This window comes from Streptomyces sp. NPDC046909 (genome assembly GCF_040644695.1).
In the GTDB taxonomy this organism is placed as follows: domain Bacteria; phylum Actinomycetota; class Actinomycetes; order Streptomycetales; family Streptomycetaceae; genus Streptomyces.
Window position 1 is genome coordinate 308,502 of sequence record NZ_JBEYXC010000009.1, and the last position, 14,405, is coordinate 322,906.

At 72.4% G+C, this 14,405-nt stretch carries 13 protein-coding genes; 9 read left to right on the forward strand and 4 right to left on the reverse strand.

Features of this window, described 5'->3' with window-relative positions; translation table 11 throughout:
* Window positions 1-14: 14 nt before the first annotated feature.
* Entirely contained in the window at window positions 15-1,142 is a 1,128-nt protein-coding gene (locus tag ABZ928_RS29655; protein WP_361525409.1) for an 8-amino-7-oxononanoate synthase, read from the reverse strand.
* A 146-nt stretch (window positions 1,143-1,288) separates the two neighbouring features.
* Here ABZ928_RS29655 and bioB point away from each other — a divergent pair, with 146 nt between their 5' ends.
* Genes bioB through bioD form a run of 3 tightly spaced genes read left to right on the forward strand, consistent with a single transcriptional unit; the run spans window position 1,289 to window position 4,476 of the window.
* On the forward strand, window positions 1,289-2,485 hold the full coding sequence (bioB, locus tag ABZ928_RS29660) for a biotin synthase BioB (protein WP_361525412.1): 1,197 nt from the start codon (window positions 1,289-1,291) through the stop codon (window positions 2,483-2,485).
* Entirely contained in the window at window positions 2,478-3,758 is a 1,281-nt protein-coding gene (locus ABZ928_RS29665; RefSeq protein WP_361525415.1) for an adenosylmethionine--8-amino-7-oxononanoate transaminase, read from the forward strand. Before bioB ends, ABZ928_RS29665 begins: the two co-directional genes overlap by 8 nt.
* A 1-nt stretch (window position 3,759) precedes the next feature.
* Window positions 3,760-4,476: a dethiobiotin synthase gene (gene bioD, locus ABZ928_RS29670; protein ID WP_361525418.1), complete on the forward strand. Its 717-nt coding sequence runs from the start codon at window positions 3,760-3,762 to the stop codon at window positions 4,474-4,476.
* 62 nt (window positions 4,477-4,538) lie between these two features.
* On the opposite strand, the gene ABZ928_RS29675 is transcribed toward bioD, so the two are convergent.
* Complete coding sequence (locus ABZ928_RS29675; RefSeq protein ID WP_361525421.1) at window positions 4,539-7,109, reverse strand: LuxR C-terminal-related transcriptional regulator; 2,571 nt, start codon at window positions 7,107-7,109, stop codon at window positions 4,539-4,541.
* Between the two features lie 114 nt (window positions 7,110-7,223).
* On the opposite strand from ABZ928_RS29675, the gene ABZ928_RS29680 reads away from it, so the two are divergent.
* Together ABZ928_RS29680 and ABZ928_RS29685 are read left to right on the forward strand one after the other, a co-directional pair.
* Window positions 7,224-7,910 (forward strand): triacylglycerol lipase, encoded by a 687-nt coding sequence (locus ABZ928_RS29680; RefSeq protein WP_361525424.1) that lies wholly within the window; start codon window positions 7,224-7,226, stop codon window positions 7,908-7,910.
* A gap of 73 nt (window positions 7,911-7,983) precedes the next feature.
* Window positions 7,984-8,667, forward strand: coding sequence for a class I SAM-dependent methyltransferase (locus tag ABZ928_RS29685; RefSeq protein WP_361525427.1), 684 nt, complete (start codon window positions 7,984-7,986; stop codon window positions 8,665-8,667).
* Between the two features lie 26 nt (window positions 8,668-8,693).
* On the opposite strand, the gene ABZ928_RS29690 is transcribed toward ABZ928_RS29685, so the two are convergent.
* Both ABZ928_RS29690 and ABZ928_RS29695 read right to left on the reverse strand, forming a co-directional pair.
* Window positions 8,694-9,032: a fic family toxin-antitoxin system, toxin component gene (locus ABZ928_RS29690; RefSeq protein WP_361525859.1), complete on the reverse strand. Its 339-nt coding sequence runs from the start codon at window positions 9,030-9,032 to the stop codon at window positions 8,694-8,696.
* Between the two features lie 43 nt (window positions 9,033-9,075).
* Window positions 9,076-9,303 carry an antitoxin gene (locus ABZ928_RS29695; RefSeq protein WP_171146238.1) on the reverse strand — a complete coding sequence of 76 codons (228 nt, stop codon included), beginning with the start codon at window positions 9,301-9,303 and terminating at the stop codon, window positions 9,076-9,078.
* Between the two features lie 200 nt (window positions 9,304-9,503).
* On the opposite strand from ABZ928_RS29695, the gene ABZ928_RS29700 reads away from it, so the two are divergent.
* From ABZ928_RS29700 to ABZ928_RS29715, 4 genes are all read left to right on the forward strand, one after another.
* The gene (locus ABZ928_RS29700; RefSeq protein ID WP_361525430.1) at window positions 9,504-10,403 is read left to right on the forward strand and encodes an ABC transporter ATP-binding protein; all 900 of its coding nucleotides are present in this window, start codon (window positions 9,504-9,506) and stop codon (window positions 10,401-10,403) included.
* Between the two features lie 4 nt (window positions 10,404-10,407).
* On the forward strand, window positions 10,408-12,975 hold the full coding sequence (locus ABZ928_RS29705) for an FtsX-like permease family protein (RefSeq protein ID WP_361525433.1): 2,568 nt from the start codon (window positions 10,408-10,410) through the stop codon (window positions 12,973-12,975).
* Window positions 12,976-13,063: 88 nt separating this feature from the next.
* A complete protein-coding gene (locus ABZ928_RS29710) occupies window positions 13,064-13,921 on the forward strand; it encodes an LLM class F420-dependent oxidoreductase (protein ID WP_361525435.1) in 858 nt (285 codons plus the stop codon).
* Window positions 13,922-13,977: 56 nt separating this feature from the next.
* Window positions 13,978-14,403: a GNAT family N-acetyltransferase gene (locus ABZ928_RS29715; RefSeq protein ID WP_361525438.1), complete on the forward strand. Its 426-nt coding sequence runs from the start codon at window positions 13,978-13,980 to the stop codon at window positions 14,401-14,403.
* Window positions 14,404-14,405 lie beyond the last annotated feature (2 nt).

A 14,405-nucleotide genomic window follows, 5' to 3' on the forward strand; every position in this document is an offset into this window, starting at 1 on the left:
CGTGTCACGCCGACTCATGGTCGTGTCTCACCGATCACCTGTACAGCGCGTTCGATCTGCGCCTCGGAGAGGTCCGCGCGGGCGGTCAGCCTGAGCCGTGAGATGCCGTCGGGCACGGAAGGGGGCCGGAAGCAGCCCACGGCGAGACCCGCGGTACGGCAGTCCGCCGCCCACCGCACGGCCTGATCCGGGGACGGAGCGCGCACGGAGACCACCGCGGCGTCGGGGCGTACCGCCTCGTGCCCCGCGGCGGTCAGCCGTGCGTGCAGTTCGGCGGCCACGGTCCGGGCGCGCGCCGCGCGTTCCGGCTCGCGGCGCAGCAGGTTCAGTGCGGCGAGGGCCGCTCCCGCCGCGGCGGGGGCGAGCCCGGTGTCGAAGATGAAGGTCCGGGCCGCGTTGACGAGGTGGTCGATGACCCGGGCGGGGCCGAGCACGGCGCCGCCCTGGCTGCCGAGCGACTTGGACAGCGTGACCGTCACGACGACGTCGTCGGCGCCCGCGAGCCCCGCCGCGTACGGGGCGCCGCGGCCGCCGTCGCCGAGTACGCCGAGGCCGTGGGCGTCGTCGACCAGCAGGCCCGCGCCGTGCTCCCGGCATGCCTCGGCGAGCCCGGCGAGCGGGGCGGCGTCGCCGTCCACGGAGAAGACCGTGTCGGATACGACGACCGCGGGACCGTCGTGCGTGTGCAGCGCCTTGCGCACGGCGTCCGGGTCGGCGTGCCCGACGACCTGGGTCGTGCCCCGGGCCAGCCGGCAGCCGTCGATGAGCGAGGCGTGGTTCCCGGCGTCGGAGACGATCAGCGAGCCGTGCGGGGCGAGCGCGGTGACCGCGGCGAGGTTGGCGGCGTACCCGGAGGAAAAGACGAGAGCCGCTTCATGACCGCTGTATTCGGCCAGCTCGCGTTCCAGCTCGGTGTGAAGCTCGGTGGTGCCGGTGACGAGCCGGGACCCGGTGGCGCCTCCGCCCCAGGTCCGGGCGGCCCGCGCGGCCCCCTCGACGACCTCGGGGTGGCGGGCCAGACCCAGGTAGTCGTTGCTCGCCAGGTCGAGGAGCGGCGAGTCGGCGGGACGGGGCCGCAGGGTCCGTACGAGCCCGGCGCGGCGGCGCAGCAGCGCCTGCTCGTCGATCCAGCCGAACGCCATGGGTCCTCCGGGGTTTTGTAGGCAGCGAACAGACACTAGTGCCCGATCCGGGCACCCACTGTGTGGCAATACCCACACAGCGAATGGCAGCTGTTGTACGAACTCTCCTTGGCCCGGGACGGGTCCGTAGGACAGGATCAGGACCCATGGACCTGCTGAACACGCTGGTGGACAAGGGGCTTCGGCGCGAGCTGCCGACCCGCGACGAAGCACTCGCCGTCCTCGCCACCTCCGACGACGACCTGCTCGATGTGGTGGCCGCGGCCGGAAAGGTGCGCCGCCACTGGTTCGGCCGACGGGTGAAACTGAACTACCTCGTCAACCTCAAGTCCGGGCTGTGCCCCGAGGACTGCTCCTACTGCTCGCAGCGCCTGGGCTCCGAGGCCGGGATCCTGAAGTACACCTGGCTCAAGCCCGACGAGGCTTCCCAGGCGGCCGCCGCGGGTCTGGCGGGCGGCGCCAAGCGGGTCTGCCTGGTGGCGTCCGGGCGCGGGCCGACGGACCGGGACGTGGACCGGGTCGCGGGCACCATCAAGGCGATCAAGGACCAGAACGAGGGCGTCGAGGTGTGCGCCTGCCTGGGCCTGCTCTCCGACGGCCAGGCCGAGCGGCTGCGCGAGGCGGGCGCCGACGCCTACAACCACAACCTCAACACGTCCGAGGCGACGTACGGGGAGATCACGACCACGCACACCTACGCCGACCGCGTGGACACCGTGCAGAAGGCGCACGCGGCGGGTCTGTCGGCCTGCTCGGGCCTGATCGCGGGCATGGGCGAGTCGGACGAGGACCTGATCGACGTGGTGTTCTCGCTGCGTGAGCTGGACCCGGACTCGGTGCCGGTCAACTTCCTGATCCCCTTCGAGGGCACCCCGCTGGCCAAGGAGTGGAACCTCACCCCGCAGCGCTGTCTGCGCATCCTGGCGATGGTCCGCTTCGTCTGCCCGGACGTCGAGGTGCGGATCGCGGGCGGCCGTGAGGTCCATCTGCGCACGATGCAGCCCCTGGCCCTGAACCTCGCCAACTCGATCTTCCTCGGCGACTACCTGACCTCCGAGGGCCAGGCGGGCAAGGCCGACCTGGAGATGATCGCGGACGCCGGGTTCGAGGTGGAGGGCGCGGGCGAGGTGACGCTGCCCCAGCACCGGGTCGACGTGGCAGCGGCGGGCGGGTGCGGGTCGCACGCGAGCGCGGGCTGCGGCTCGCACGAGGGCGCCGGGTGCGGGTCCGTGTGCGGTGCGGCGCCCGAGCCGGCCGTGACTCCGGCGGCGAGCGAGCCGCGTACGGACCTGGTCGCCGTACGCCGTCGTGGTGCCGGAACGGATCTCGCGCCCAATGCCTGACCTGCCCGTGTCCGAGCTGCTCGAGCTCGACCGGCGGCATGTCTGGCATCCGTACGGGCCGATGCCGGGGCGGCAGGAGCCGTTGGTCGTGGAGTCGGCGAGCGGGGTCCGGCTGCGGTTGGCGGACGGCTCGGGCGAGCTGGTCGACGGGATGTCGTCCTGGTGGTCGGCGATCCACGGCTACAACCACCCCGTCCTCAACGAGGCCGCGCACGAGCAGCTCGGGCGGATGAGCCATGTGATGTTCGGCGGGCTCACGCACGAGCCCGCCGTACGGCTGGCGAAGCACCTTGTCGACATGTCTCCCGAGGGCCTGGAGCATGTGTTCCTCGCCGACTCCGGGTCGGTGTCGGTCGAGGTCGCGGTGAAGATGTGCCTTCAGTACTGGCGCTCGCTGGGGCGCGGCCGGAAACAGCGCCTGCTGACCTGGCGCGGCGGCTACCACGGTGACACCTGGCAGCCCATGTCGGTGTGCGACCCCGAGGGCGGGATGCACGAGCTGTGGAGCGGGGTGCTGCCGCGCCAGGTGTTCGTGGACGCTCCGCCGGCCGAGTACGAGGAGTCGTACGCCGAGCAGCTGCGCGCCACGATCGAGCGGCACGCCGATGAGCTGGCCGCGGTGATCGTGGAGCCGGTGGTGCAGGGTGCGGGCGGGATGCGGTTCCACTCCCCCGCGTATCTGCGGGTGCTGCGGGAGGCGTGCGACGCGCACGACGTGCTGCTGGTGTTCGACGAGATCGCGACCGGCTTCGGGCGCACCGGGGCGCTGTTCGCGGCGGAGCACGCGGCGGTGACGCCGGATGTGATGTGCGTGGGCAAGGCGCTGACCGGCGGTTATCTGACGATGGCGGCGACGCTGTGCACATCGGGGGTGGCCGACGGCATCTCCCGGGGCGAGGTCCCGGTGCTCGCGCACGGCCCGACGTTCATGGGCAATCCGCTCGCCGCAGCCGTGGCCTGTGCCTCGATCGAGCTGCTGCTCGGGCAGGACTGGCTCGCGGAGGTCAAGCGGATCGAGGCGGGGCTGCGGGACGGTCTGGCGCCGGCCCTGGAACTGCCGGGTGTGAAGGACGTACGGGTCCTCGGCGCGATCGGCGTGGTCCAGCTCGACCACGCCGTGGACATGAGCGCGGCGACCGCCGCGGCCGTGCGCGAGGGCGTATGGCTGCGGCCGTTCCGCGACCTCGTCTACACGATGCCGCCGTATGTCACGGGTGACGCGGACGTGGCACGGATCGCGCGTGCGGTGTGCGCCGCGGCGCGGGAGGGATGACATGTCGGTCCTGGTGATCACGGGTACGGGCACGGAGGTCGGCAAGACCGTCGCGACCGCGGCGGTCGCCGCGGCGGCCGTGGCGGCGGGCCGGTCGGTGGCCGTGCTCAAGGCGGCGCAGACCGGCGTACGGCCGGACGAGCCCGGGGACGCGCAGGAGGTGTCGCGGCTCGCGGGCGCGGTGACGGCCGCCGAAGTCGCCCGCTATCCCGAGCCGTTGGCCCCCGCGACGGCGGCGCGCCGGGCGGGGCTCGCCCCAGTGCGGCCGCGGGACGTCGCCGAGGCCGCCGCCAAGCTGGCCGCCGAGCACGACCTGGTACTGGTCGAGGGGGCGGGCGGTCTCCTCGTGCGCTTCGACGACGCGGGCGGCACCCTGGCCGACGTGGCGGAACTCCTCGCCGCACCGGTGCTGGTGGTGGCGTCGGCGGGCCTCGGCACACTGAACACGACCGAGCTGACGGCGCGTGAACTGCGGGTGCGGGGGCTTGAGTTGCTCGGTGTGGTGATCGGCAGCTGGCCCGACTCCCCCGATCTGGCCTCGCGTTGCAATCTGGCGGATCTGCCGGAGGTGGCGGGGGCGCCGCTTCTTGGGGCGCTGCCGGCGGGCGCGGGGGCACTCTCGCCCGCCGACTTCCGTGCGGCGGCGCCGGGTTGGGTGACGCGACGACTGAACGGGGCGTGGGACGCGGAGGAGTTCAGGGAGCGCGAGGCGGGCTGATCGGATACGGCCGGCGTCCGCGCGGGCCGTCCCTCCGTGGAACATCCGCGATCCGCGCGTCATCACATCCCCTCTCCCTCCTCCCCCAGCAACCGCACCAGCTCGATCCGCGACCTGATCCCCAACCGCGAGAAGACTCCCCGCAGATGGTGGTCGATGGTGCGCGGGCTGAGGGCGAGGCGGGTGGCGATCTCCCGGTTGGTGGCCCCGTCGGCGGCCATGCGGGCGACCATGAGCTGCTGGGCCGTGAGACGGGTGGTGAGGTCGTCGTTCGTGCCCTGGGAGGGCGTCGCGGGGGCGCCCAGGGCGCGGAGTTCGGCTCGGGCCTGGGCCGCGCAGTGCGGGGCGCCGAAGTGTTCGAAGGCTTCCAGGGCGCTGTGGAGACGGTCGCGGGCCTCCGTACGGTGCCGCAGGCGGCGCAGCGCGCTGCCGAACAGCAGCTCTGTGCGGGCGCGTTCGAAGTCGCGGGTGCCGCGGGCGTGCAGGTCGAGGGCGCCGCGGTAGTGGTCGACCGCTTCGGCGCCGGGGGCGAGGAGGGCTCGGCAGCGGGCGCTGAGGGCGAGGTCGTCGGGGCTGCGGACGGCGCTGGCCCAGCGGTGGTAGTCGGCGTGGGCGACCTTGGCGACCCGGGTGTCACCGGTCCGGACGGCCGCCTCCACATAGTGCGGGGTGGCCAGGTGCCGGATCGCCCGGTGCCCGTGGCCCGGCCCGAACCCGGCGAGCGCGCGCAGCCGGGCCGCCGCGGCGGCGAACTTGCCGCTGCTGAGGTCGAGATAGGCGAGCGCCCACTGGGCGAGCGCGGCGGGCAGCCCCAGACCATGGGCGAGGGCGTACGACCGTGCGGTCGCGGCGCGTTCACGGCAGACCTCGGCGTCGCCGGTGAGCGCCGCGAACATCGCGAGGGCGGCCTGAAGATGACACGCCCCGTTGTCCTGGCCGGTGGCGTGCGCCTGCCAGAGGGCGTCCGTGGCGGCGGCCTCCCCGGCGCGTGGGCGTCCGGTCCAGAAGTCCGCGTAGGCACGGAACTCCATCGCCTGCGCCACGGCGACCGTCGCGCCGCGCACCCGGGCCGAGGCGGCCGCGCGAGCCGTCGCCGCGGTGGCACGGGTGTGGTCGCCCAGCATGAGCGCGGCGATCCCGGCATGGATCAGCAAGGTGGGGTCGCCCCCGGGCCCACACCGCCCGGCCGCCGCCGCCAGCAGATCCCGCGCGTCCTCGTACCTCCCCTCGAACGCCGCCGCCAGCCCCCCGAGCGTGCCCGGCGGCACCACCCCCAACCGCCGCGCCACCAACGCCGCGTCCCTACATCGACGCAGGTCACCGGTGTAGATGGCGGCTTCGGTGGCACGGGCGAGGAGATGGAGGGCGGGGTCGGGGACGTCGAGGGTGGCGGGGCGGGGGCGTGCAGTGGAGGTCGAGGGGCCGGGGGACGGAGGGGCGGGGGCGGCCGTCCGGCTCGGCGGTCGCGGCTGGGTCGAGCCGGGTGCGGGGGTCGGGAGCGCGCCGACGGCACGCCCTACGCCCCGAGCCCGCTTCGCGGATGCGTCCGCCGCGTCAGGGCTCGCGCCGACGGCAAACTCAGGGCCTTGCACCTGCCGCGCCGGTGCGTCACCCACATCCGGGCCAAGGCCCACGGAAGACCCCGCGCGCCCGAACCGCCCCGCCGAAACGTCGGCCGCATCAGAACTCGCACCGGCGGCAGAACCGACGCCTCGGCCCCGTGTCTCCCCTGCGTCATCGACCCCAAGCCCGCCGCCACCCCCCTCTCCCCGTGCCGCACCCTCCCCCTCCTCATCCATGACCGCCGCCGTCAGCAGCGCGTCGAACGCCTCCGTCGCGTTCCCCGCGCGCAGCGCCAGTACCCCGGTCAGGGCGTCGTCGTCGGACAGTGCGGCCAGGCGGCGGGCCCGGTCGCCGTCGCCCGACTGCCAGGCGTAGGCCGCGGCTCGGGAGAGGAGGGCGGCTCGTCGGGAGGGGTCGGGGGAGAGTTCGGAGGCGCGTTCGGCGAGGGCGCGGGCCAGGGGGAGGCGGCCGGCGTCGCGGGACTTCGTGGCGGCGGCGCCGAGTTCGGCGGCCAGGCGGGCGCTGGGGCCGAGGGCTCCCGCGCCGCGGTGCCAGGAGCGCAGAGACGTTTCGCCCGGGGCGCGCAGGACCCGGGCCAGCAGCCGGTGGATGTCGCGCCGGTCCGCCGCGGATCCCGTCTCGTACGCCGCGATCCGCGTCCACGCGTCACGGAAGACGACCCCGGAGGCCGTGGTGTGCGCGAGCCCCGCCGCCTCGGCGGCCTCCAGTGGCCGGGTGTCGAGACGGGCGGCCGCGACCGCGCGCGGGAAGGCGTGGGTGGCGACCGGGTACTGGTCGGCCGCGGCGAGCAGGAGCAGCAGCCGGGTGTCGTCCGGCAGTCTCCGGATCTCCGCCCGGTGCGCCCGCAGCAACTCCGGAGCCAGCTCCCCCGGTTCGGCCGGAAGCGGGTCCAGGCCGGCCGACCGGCGTGCGCCGAGCAGCCGTACGGCTTCGGCGGCGGCGCGCGGATCGCCGTACACCGCATGGAGCAGCCGCACCCGGACGCCTTCCGGCAGCAACGCCGTGGGGGGAGCGCCCTCAAGGGGCGGCGGGGTTACAGGAGTCAGCACACCAACGACGTTACTGGCGAGTTAATTGACACGTAAAGACCGGCGATTTCGCCGATGCGGCGCGCGTAGACCCCGCTGACACTCCTGACAACCCCACCCGTATCAGGAGGCATCATGCAGCGCTCCGCGCGTCGCATCTCAGCGGCCGTCTCGGCCGTCGTCTCGTCGCTCCTTCTGGCACTTCCGCTCTCCGCGGCCCCTGCTCAGGCCGCGACCCACAATCCGATCGTCTTCGTGCACGGCTTGAGCAGTGACGCGAGCAGCTGGGACGACTGGATCGCCGACTTCAAGGCGGACGGCTACACGTCCTCGGAGCTGTACGCGTTCTCGTACGACTGGTCCAAGTCGAACGTCACCACCGCGAGCCAGCTCTCCACCTACATCAAGTCCGTGCTCTCCTCGACCGGCGCCTCGAAGGTCGACCTGGTCGTGCACTCCATGGGCGCGCTCAACTCCCGCTACTACCTCAAGAATCTCGGCGGGACGTCGTACGTGGACGACTTCGTCTCGACGGCCGGCGTCAACCACGGCACGACGACCGCTTCCTGGTGCTCGTGGCTGTACACGTCGTGTGCCGAGATGTACACCGGCAGTTCGTTCCTGACCTCGCTCAACTCCGGTGACGAGACACCGGGCAGCGTCAGTTACGCCAGCTACTGGTCGAACTGCGACGACGCGCTCACCCCGGACACCACCGCGATCCTGAGCGGGGCGACCAACGTCGAGGTCGGGTGCATCTCGCACACCGACATGAACAACGACTACGGCGTGTACGAGCAGGTCCGCGACTTCGTCGCGTAACGCGCGCGGAGGGTGCGCGGGACGCGCGCCGGGGGACAATCAGGGTAGGGCCCGTCCTGTTCGGGAGGTCGCCATGCCGCTACGGTCCGCCGGCACAGGCAAAGTGTCGCGCGATCCCGTGCACCATCCGCTGTTCGCCCGCTACTACGCCCGCTTCAGTGTGGCCGCCGAGACCCGCTGGGGCATGGGCGGCATGCGCGACCGGCTGCTCGCCGGAGTGTCCGGGCGGGTGATCGAGATCGGCGCGGGCAACGGTCTGAACTTCGCCCACTATCCGAGCACGGTCGCCGAGGTCGTGGCGATCGAACCCGAGCGGCGGCTACGCCAGTTGGCGATGGACGCCGCTCTGCGCGCCGAGGTGCCCGTCGATGTGGTGCCGGGTGCGGCCGAGGCGCTGCCGGTCAAGAGCGAGGCCTTCGACGCGGTGGTGCTCTCGCTGGTGCTGTGCAGTGTCCGCGATGCGCCCCGCGCCCTCGCGGAGATGCGGCGGGTGCTGCGGCCCGGCGGTGTCCTGCGGTTCTTCGAGCACGGCCGGGGCGGTGGCCCGGCGATGCGGTTCACCCAGCGGACCCTTGACCGGACGGTGTGGCCGCCGCTGAGCGGGGGCTGCCATGTCTTCCGGGACCCGGTCGCCTCGATCAGGGCCGCGGGCTTCGAACTCGGGCCGTACCGGCAGGTGTTGATGCCGGAGACGGGGCCCCGGACGCCTGCCTCCTACTGTGTGCTGGGCACCGCCTGGCGGCCCGCCGAGCCCTGACGCACAGGCTCACCGGCGTGGTTCCCTCACAGGCTCCACTGGCGCAGTTCCTCGGCGATGTCGTGCACGGACGCCTCACCGCTCTTGACCAGCCGGGCCAGTTCACGGACCTGTTCGGGCGAGGTGACGACCTTGAGGCCGCTGGCGACGAGGTAGGCGTAGGCGACGGAGGACGCGTACAGGGCGTTGGAGCGCTCCAACGCCGGTACATGGATCAGGAGTTGGAGCAGGGCGGCGGCGCGGGCGTGCGGGCTGTCGTAGACGGGCACGTCGAATATCTCGGCCTCGTGCCGTGCGACGGCGGCGACGAGGGCGCCCCAGTCGGTGACCTGGGGGTCTCCGGGGGTCTTCTGTTCGGCGAGCATGAGGAGCCAGGCGAGGTCGATTCTCAGGTTGTCGCTCAAGAGGTCAGCGACGTCCCTCGCGCTCGGCGCCGAACTCCTCGGCGAACACGCTCTCGTACTGCTTCATGAAGTCGGCGGCGGCCTCCACGAAGGTGTGGCCGACCTCGCCGGTGTCCTGTTTGACCAGCTCTTCGATGTAGCGGTTGACGCTCATGCCGCGGGCCAGGGCGCGTTCGCGAGCCGCGCGGGCGGTGCCCTCGTCCACCCGTACGTTCAGCTGGGTCTTCGCCATACCTCGACGCTAGCGCCGAACCGCTAGCACCGGCAAGAGGGTCCGCCCGGGGGTGGAGATTGCCCCTTACACCGGTATCAGGGGCCCGACCTGGGGTGGAGACGGCCCCGCACTCAAGGGGGATACCGGGTGTGGGCGGGGTCACACTACCCTCGGCCGGACAAGGGACTCGGTACGTCCACGCGAGCGAGGAGGCAGTCTTGTCCACACCTGCTGCGGAGCACGCCCCGGGCCATGCGTCGGCCGACGGTGTCGCGGCCCGCGCCCGCGGGCTGACCAAGGCGTACGGCTCGGGCGAGACGGCGGTGCTCGCCCTCGACTCGGTGGACGTGGAGATCGCGCGCGGGCGCTTCACCGCCGTGATGGGGCCGTCGGGATCCGGGAAGTCCACGCTGATGCACTGCCTGGCCGGGCTCGACACCGTGTCGGCCGGTCAGGTCTGGCTCGGCGACACCGAGATCACCGGCCTCAAGGAGCGCGAGCTGACACGGCTGCGCCGGGACCGGATCGGGTTCATGTTCCAGTCGTTCAACCTGATCCCGACGCTGAATGCGGCCGAGAACATCACCCTGCCCATGGACATCGCGGGCAAGAAGCCCGACGAGAAGTGGCTGGACCAGGTCATCGACACCCTGGGGCTGCGGGACCGGCTGAAGCACCGGCCCGCCCAGCTCTCCGGCGGCCAGCAGCAGCGCGTGGCGTGCGCCCGGGCGCTGGCCTCCCGGCCCGAGCTGATCTTCGCGGACGAGCCCACCGGCAACCTGGACTCGCGGGCCGGTCTGGAGGTGCTCGGCTTCCTGCGGGAGGCCGTGGACGAGCTGGGGCAGACCGTCGTCATGGTCACCCACGACCCCGGCGCCGCCGCCCACTCCGACCTGGTGCTCTTCCTCGGGGACGGGCGGATCGTCGACGAGATGGAGCGGCCTTCGGCGGAGGCGGTGCTGGAACGGATGAAGCGGTTCGATGTGATCCGCGGGCAGTACGACGGTCCACCCGGCGCGTCCGGCACAGCGCCCGAGACGTCCGGCACACCCGACACGTCCAGCCCGTCCGACCCGTCCAGCCCGTCCAGCTCCACCGACTCGACCAACGAGGACTGAGGCCGTGCTCAAGGCGACCCTCCGCAGCTTCCTCGCCCACAAGGGACGGCTGCTGCTGTCCGCGCTGGCCGTCGTCCTGTCCGTGGCGTTCGTCGCGGGCAGTCTGATCTTCTCGGACACCCTCAGCCACACCTTCGACCGCCTCTTCGCCTCCACCGCCCCGGACGTCACGGTCAGTCCGCGCGAGGAGCTCGACGAGTCGATCCCCTCCGGCATGACGGCCACCATCCCCGCGGCGCTCGCGGACCAGGTGGCGAAGGTCGACGGGGTCGCGTCCGCGCGCGTGGACGCCGAGGTCCAGAACATCACCGTCGCGAACTCCAAGAACGACCCGGTGGGCTCGACCACCGGCGCCCCCACGATCGGCACCGACTGGAGCCCCGGCCCGCGCAGCCCCGTGGAGCTCACGTCCGGGCGCGCCCCGCACGGTCCCGGTGAGGCGCTGCTCGACTCGGAGTCCGCGGACCGCAAGGACGTACGCGTCGGGGACACGCTCCGCGTCATCGGGCCGCAGGGCACCTTCAAGGTCGAGGTCGTCGGCATCGTCACCTTCACCACGACCAACCCCGGCGCGACCCTGCTCTTCCTCGACACCGCGGCCGCGCAGTCCGAGCTCCTCGGCGACCCGAAGGCGGCCACCAGCATCTCCGTCGACGCCGAAGACGGCGTGAGCGACGCCCAGTTGAAGCAGCGGATCGCCGCCGCGATCGGCACCGGCGACTACGAGATCCGCACCGCGGACGAGCAGGCCAAGTCGGACGTCGAGCAACTCGGCGGATTCCTCGACGTCATCAAGTACGTCATGCTCGGCTTCGCCGGGATCGCCGTGCTCGTCGGCGTCTTCCTCATCGTCAACACGTTCTCGATGCTGATCGCCCAACGCACCCGCGAACTGGGCCTGTTGCGCGCCCTGGGCGCCGACCGCCGCCAGGTCCGCCGTTCGGTGCTGACCGAGGCGATGCTGCTCGGCGTGGTCGGCTCGACGCTGGGACTCGCGACCGGCATCGGACTCGCCGCCGGGCTCATCGCGCTGATGAACACGCTCGGTATGAACATCAAGTCCAGTGAGATGGTGATCGGTTGGGGCACCCCGGTGGCGGCGTACGTCGTCGGCGTGGGCGTCACCTTCGTCGCGGCGTATCTGCCGGCCCGCCGCGCGGCCACCGTCTCGCCGATGGCGGCGCTGGCGGACGCCGAGATCGCGGGCGTGGGACGGCCGTTGAAGGTGCGCGCCCTGGTGGGCGGCATCGTCTTCGGGGCCGGCGCGGCGGCCCTCGTGGGCTGTGTGCTCTCCTCGGACACCTCGTCCTCGGCGTCCCTGCTGGGTCTCGGTGTCGTCCTGACCCTGATCGGCACCGTGATCGCCGGACCGCTGCTGGTGCGCCCCGTGATCCGGGTCCTCGGCGGGGCGTTCCCCGCGCTGTTCGGCTCGATCGGCCGGATGAGCCAGCGCAACGCCCTGCGCAACCCCCGCCGCACCGGCGCCACCGCGGCCGCGCTGATGGTGGGGCTCGCCCTGGTCGGCGGGATGTCCGTGGCCAGCGCCTCCATGACCAAGTCCTTCGACCAGCAGATCGACGACACGCTGGGCGCCGACTTCGTCATCCAGAACAGCAACTTCGTGCCCTTCCCCGAAGAGGTCACGGACAAGGTCCGCGACACCGACGGCGTGGGCCTGGTGGTCCGTTCGCAGTTCGCGACGATCGCGGTACGGCTGCCGGACGGCGACCGGGTGGAGACGGCCGCGGCGGCCTACGACCCGCAGCTCGACGAGGTCGCCCACATCACCTACGCGCAGGGCGACACGGCCGCGGCGCTCGCCCCCGGCAGCGTCGCCATGGACACCGACTTCGCGCACGACCACGGCGTACGGCTCGGCGACACCCTCCCCGTCGAGTTCCAGACCCGCAAGACGGCCCAGCTGAAGGTCGGCGCCCTCACCGACCAGGACGCCGCCGAGGGCTTCGGGGCGCAGGGCGGCATCTACTTCGGCCTGGAGACACTTCAGCGGTACGCGCCGGGGGGCCAGGATTCCGCGCTGTACGTCAACGCCGCCTCGGGCACGAACCCGGACGACCTGCGCACGCACCTGGAGAAGACGCTCGATCCTTATCCGCAGGTCCAGGTGCGTGACCTCGCCGACTACAAGGATCTGATCCACGACCAGATCGCCGTCCTGCTCTACCTCGTGTACGCGCTGCTCGGCCTCGCGATCGTCATCGCGGTGCTCGGCGTCGTCAACACCCTCGCCCTGTCGGTCGTGGAGCGCACCCGGGAGATCGGACTGCTGCGCGCGATCGGGCTCGCCCGGCGCCAGCTCCGGCGGATGATCCGCCTGGAGTCGGTGGTGATCGCCGTGTTCGGCGCGGTCCTCGGACTGGCGCTGGGCTTGGTGTGGGGCGTGTGCGTGCAGCAGGTGCTGGCGTTGCAGGGCATGTCGGCGCTGGCCATCCCCTGGGGCACGATCGTCGCGGTCGTGGTCGGCTCGGCGGTGGTGGGGGTCGTGGCGGCGCTGCTGCCTGCGCTGCGGGCGTCGCGGATGAATGTGCTGGCGGCGATCGCGCACGAGTGACGGGGGCGGTGGCGGCCGTCGGGGTGAGGGTGATGGAATCGGAATGAATCTCAAGTCAGCCGTCTCCGTTGAGAGTTGGGGAGAGTTCATGCCGCGTCCGTTCCGCTTCGGTGTCAACCTCATCGACCCCGCGCCCGCCGACGAGTGGCGGGCCAAGAGCCGCCGGGCCGAGGAACTCGGGTACGACGTCATCCTGGTCCCCGACCATCTCGGCATGCCCGCCCCCTTCCCGGCCCTGGTCGCGGCGGCCGCGGTGACGGAACGGCCGCGGCTCGGCACGTTCGTCCTCAACGCGGGTTTCTGGAACCCGGTGTTGCTCGCCCGCGAGGTGGAGACGACGCACGCGCTGACGGACGGCCGCCTCGAACTCGGCCTCGGCACCGGCTACGTACAGGCGGAGCACGACGCGGCGGGGCTGCCGTTCGGCTCGCCACGCGCGCGCGTGGATCATCTTCAGCGCACGGTGGAGGAGCTGGACCGACTGCTCGACTCCGAGGTGCCCCTGCTGCTCGGCGGCAACGGCGAACGAATGCTCGGGCTCGCCGCCGAACACGCGGACATCGCCGCGTTCACGGGCGCGTCCCTGGTGCCGGGAAACACCGAGGGAAAGCTGGTGCCGATCGCCGGCGAGGTCTTCGAGGCACGCCTCGCCCGCTACAAGGAGCTGGCGGCGGGCCGCAAGGAGGCGGCCGAGCTGAACCTCCTGATCCAGATGGTGGTCGTCACCGACGACCCCGCGGCCGCCGTGGCACCGCTCGTGGACCGGGTGCCGGACACGACCGCGGAGCAGGCACTGGACCTCCCCATCCTCCTGATCGGCCCCCAGGAGGAGATCACCGCGAAGGTACTGGCGCTGCGCGAACGGTACGGCTTCACCTATCTGACCGTCCTGGAGCCGTACATGGAGGCGTTCGCGCCGGTCGTCGCGGAGCTGGGCGGCAGGTGACCGTCCGCATGCTGGAATTCGCCGTACCGGCGCAGCAGGGGTGATGGGATCGCCGTATGACTGAACCGCACATTCGAGCCGCCACGCCCGCAGACCTCGACGCCGTACTGGCCTTCTGGAAGACCGCCGCCGAGGGCACGAGCATCAGCGACGACCGCGACGGCGTGGAGCGCCTCGTGGCGCGCGACCCCGAGGCACTGATCCTGGCCGAACGGGACGGTGAGCTGGTGGGCACGGTGATCGCGGGCTTCGACGGCTGGCGCTGCCATCTGTACCGGCTGGCGGTGCACCCGGAGCGGCGGCGGCAGGGCATCGGTACGGCACTGCTCGCGGCGGCGGAGGAGCGGTTCGTACGGCTGGGCGGCCGGCGGGGAGACGCGATGGTGCTGGTGCGCAACGAGAGCGGGCAGGCCGCGTGGCGGGCCGCAGGGTACGAGCCCGAGGAGAAGTGGCGGCGCTGGGTGAAGCCGCTGGCCGGCTGATC

Bases quoted from the DNA above. Each gene is read 5' to 3' on its own strand.
- ABZ928_RS29715 (WP_361525438.1), top strand. From the start codon at position 13,978: ATGACTGAACCGCACATTCGAGCCGCCACGCCCGCAGACCTCGACGCC.
- ABZ928_RS29690 (WP_361525859.1), bottom strand. From the start codon at position 9,032: ATGCTCGCCGAACAGAAGACCCCCGGAGACCCCCAGGTCACCGACTGG.
- bioD (WP_361525418.1), top strand. From the start codon at position 3,760: ATGTCGGTCCTGGTGATCACGGGTACGGGCACGGAGGTCGGCAAGACC.
- ABZ928_RS29695 (WP_171146238.1), bottom strand. From the start codon at position 9,303: ATGGCGAAGACCCAGCTGAACGTACGGGTGGACGAGGGCACCGCCCGC.
- ABZ928_RS29685 (WP_361525427.1), top strand. From the start codon at position 7,984: ATGCCGCTACGGTCCGCCGGCACAGGCAAAGTGTCGCGCGATCCCGTG.
- ABZ928_RS29655 (WP_361525409.1), bottom strand. From the start codon at position 1,142: ATGGCGTTCGGCTGGATCGACGAGCAGGCGCTGCTGCGCCGCCGCGCC.
- ABZ928_RS29710 (WP_361525435.1), top strand. From the start codon at position 13,064: ATGCCGCGTCCGTTCCGCTTCGGTGTCAACCTCATCGACCCCGCGCCC.
- ABZ928_RS29665 (WP_361525415.1), top strand. From the start codon at position 2,478: ATGCCTGACCTGCCCGTGTCCGAGCTGCTCGAGCTCGACCGGCGGCAT.
- ABZ928_RS29680 (WP_361525424.1), top strand. From the start codon at position 7,224: ATGCAGCGCTCCGCGCGTCGCATCTCAGCGGCCGTCTCGGCCGTCGTC.
- bioB (WP_361525412.1), top strand. From the start codon at position 1,289: ATGGACCTGCTGAACACGCTGGTGGACAAGGGGCTTCGGCGCGAGCTG.